3 protein-coding genes are annotated in these 1576 nt (G+C 32.2%); all 3 read left to right on the top strand.

The window, feature by feature from the left end; all coding sequences use genetic code 11:
• Nucleotides 1–194: 194 nt before the first annotated feature.
• Genes CLPU_RS16245 through CLPU_RS16235 form a run of 3 tightly spaced genes read left to right on the top strand, consistent with a single transcriptional unit; the run spans nucleotide 195 to nucleotide 1533 of the window.
• Nucleotides 195–734, top strand: a complete 540-nt coding sequence (locus tag CLPU_RS16245; RefSeq protein ID WP_050379127.1) for an AAA family ATPase — start codon at nucleotides 195–197, stop codon at nucleotides 732–734.
• A 15-nt stretch (nucleotides 735–749) separates the two neighbouring features.
• Nucleotides 750–1076 (top strand): hypothetical protein, encoded by a 327-nt coding sequence (locus CLPU_RS16240; protein WP_050379125.1) that lies wholly within the window; start codon nucleotides 750–752, stop codon nucleotides 1074–1076.
• A 46-nt stretch (nucleotides 1077–1122) separates the two neighbouring features.
• Nucleotides 1123–1533 carry a single-stranded DNA-binding protein gene (locus tag CLPU_RS16235; protein ID WP_050379123.1) on the top strand — a complete coding sequence of 137 codons (411 nt, stop codon included), beginning with the start codon at nucleotides 1123–1125 and terminating at the stop codon, nucleotides 1531–1533.
• Nucleotides 1534–1576 lie beyond the last annotated feature (43 nt).

Here is a 1576-nt window from a genome sequence, read left to right as displayed (position 1 = left end):
ATGATTATAAGTCTTTCTTAAAATATATGCTTAGTGAAAATTGTGAGTTTATTAGTTATATACAAGTTAACGACTTAGAAAATATAAGACCTGCAACAAAAGATGATTGGATTGAGTATTTAAAAGTCAGAAAAATGTTTATAGAAAAACACAACTTAAAGTTAGAAAATAATTAGATGGGAAAGGGTGATTAAATGGATAAAATAATCTGCTTAGTTGGACCATCGGGATCGGGCAAAACAACTATAGCAAAAGAACTAGAGACATTAGGATATAACATAATACATTCGTATACGACTAGAGAGCCGAGAGAAGAAAATGAGTGGGGACATATATTCATGAGTGATGATAGTTGGTTTTGTAGGGACAAGGAAAATTCCATAGCCGAAAAAGAACTATACGATCATGCATATTGGGCTACTAAAGAACAGTATAAAAATAAAGGGACTAGTATCTATGTAGTTTGTCCTGACGGAGCTAAACAGGTACGAAAAAACGTTAAGGATGCTGAGATAGTAACTATATTTCTACACTGCGACATGAACAAAAGAGTAACAAGGCTTATTGAAAGAGCAGGAGGAAATATATTCAATCATTTTGATGAGGTAGAAGCACTAGAAAGAATAAATAAAGATAAAGAAGTATTCAAACTTGTAAAAACAGATTATGTTATAGATGGCAATAGAGAGGTTGAGGAAGTTTTAGAAGATGTGGTTAGTGTTATAAAAAATTAAGGGAGGCAGAGATAAATGAGAAGAGATCCTATAAAAAATCCTAGTTTCGGAGGTTGTGGTTTTTGTGGAAGAGTTCCTAAAAAAGAACTAGATAAAAAAGATGGATTCTTTGGAGGATGTACACACAAGGTAATAGTAACAATAGATAACTTTCGATATGAGGTAACAATGGAAGATGAATATTTTACAATAGAGGAATTAGAAAAAAGATTTGGAGACAAACTTGATAAATGTAAATTTGCTGGAATAGTAAATTTGACACCGTTGCATGATGAAGAATACGAGTATTGTAAAACAACTAAAAAGTGGTATTTAGTTCATCAAGGAAATGGTTATGCTTAAAAATTAGTTTTAAACCGAGAACTAAAAAGTTTATGGAGGAATGGGAATGAATAACGTAACTTTAATAGGTAGATTAACACGTGATCCAGAACTTAAATATTTACCAAATGGTGGACTAGCAGTATCAAACTTTTCTGTAGCGGTAGATAAAGAGTTATCTAAAGATAAGAAACAAGAATTAGAAAGCAAGGGACAACCTACCGCTGACTTTATAAATATAGTAGTATGGGGAAAGCAAGGGGAACATTGTGCTAATTACTTAGGAAAAGGAAGATTAGTAGCTATACAAGGAAGGATACAGTCAAGAAGCTATGAGGCTACAGATGGGTCGAAAAGATATGTTACAGAAGTTGTTGCAGAAAGAGTTAAGTTTCTTGATTGGGGAGATAAAGAGAAAAATAATGATTTTAATACAGATGGTTTCCATCCAGTAGATGACGATGACATTCCATTCTAGAAAGGAGAAGATAAATATGATAAGATTTAAAAATTTAAGATGT

Origin of the sequence: Gottschalkia purinilytica, from assembly GCF_001190785.1 — a bacterium.
Taxonomy (GTDB): Bacteria; Bacillota; Clostridia; order Tissierellales; family Gottschalkiaceae; genus Gottschalkia_A; species Gottschalkia_A purinilytica.
The sequence above is the reverse complement of the archived record's forward strand: the minus strand, read 5'-3'. Positions and strand labels throughout refer to the sequence as shown.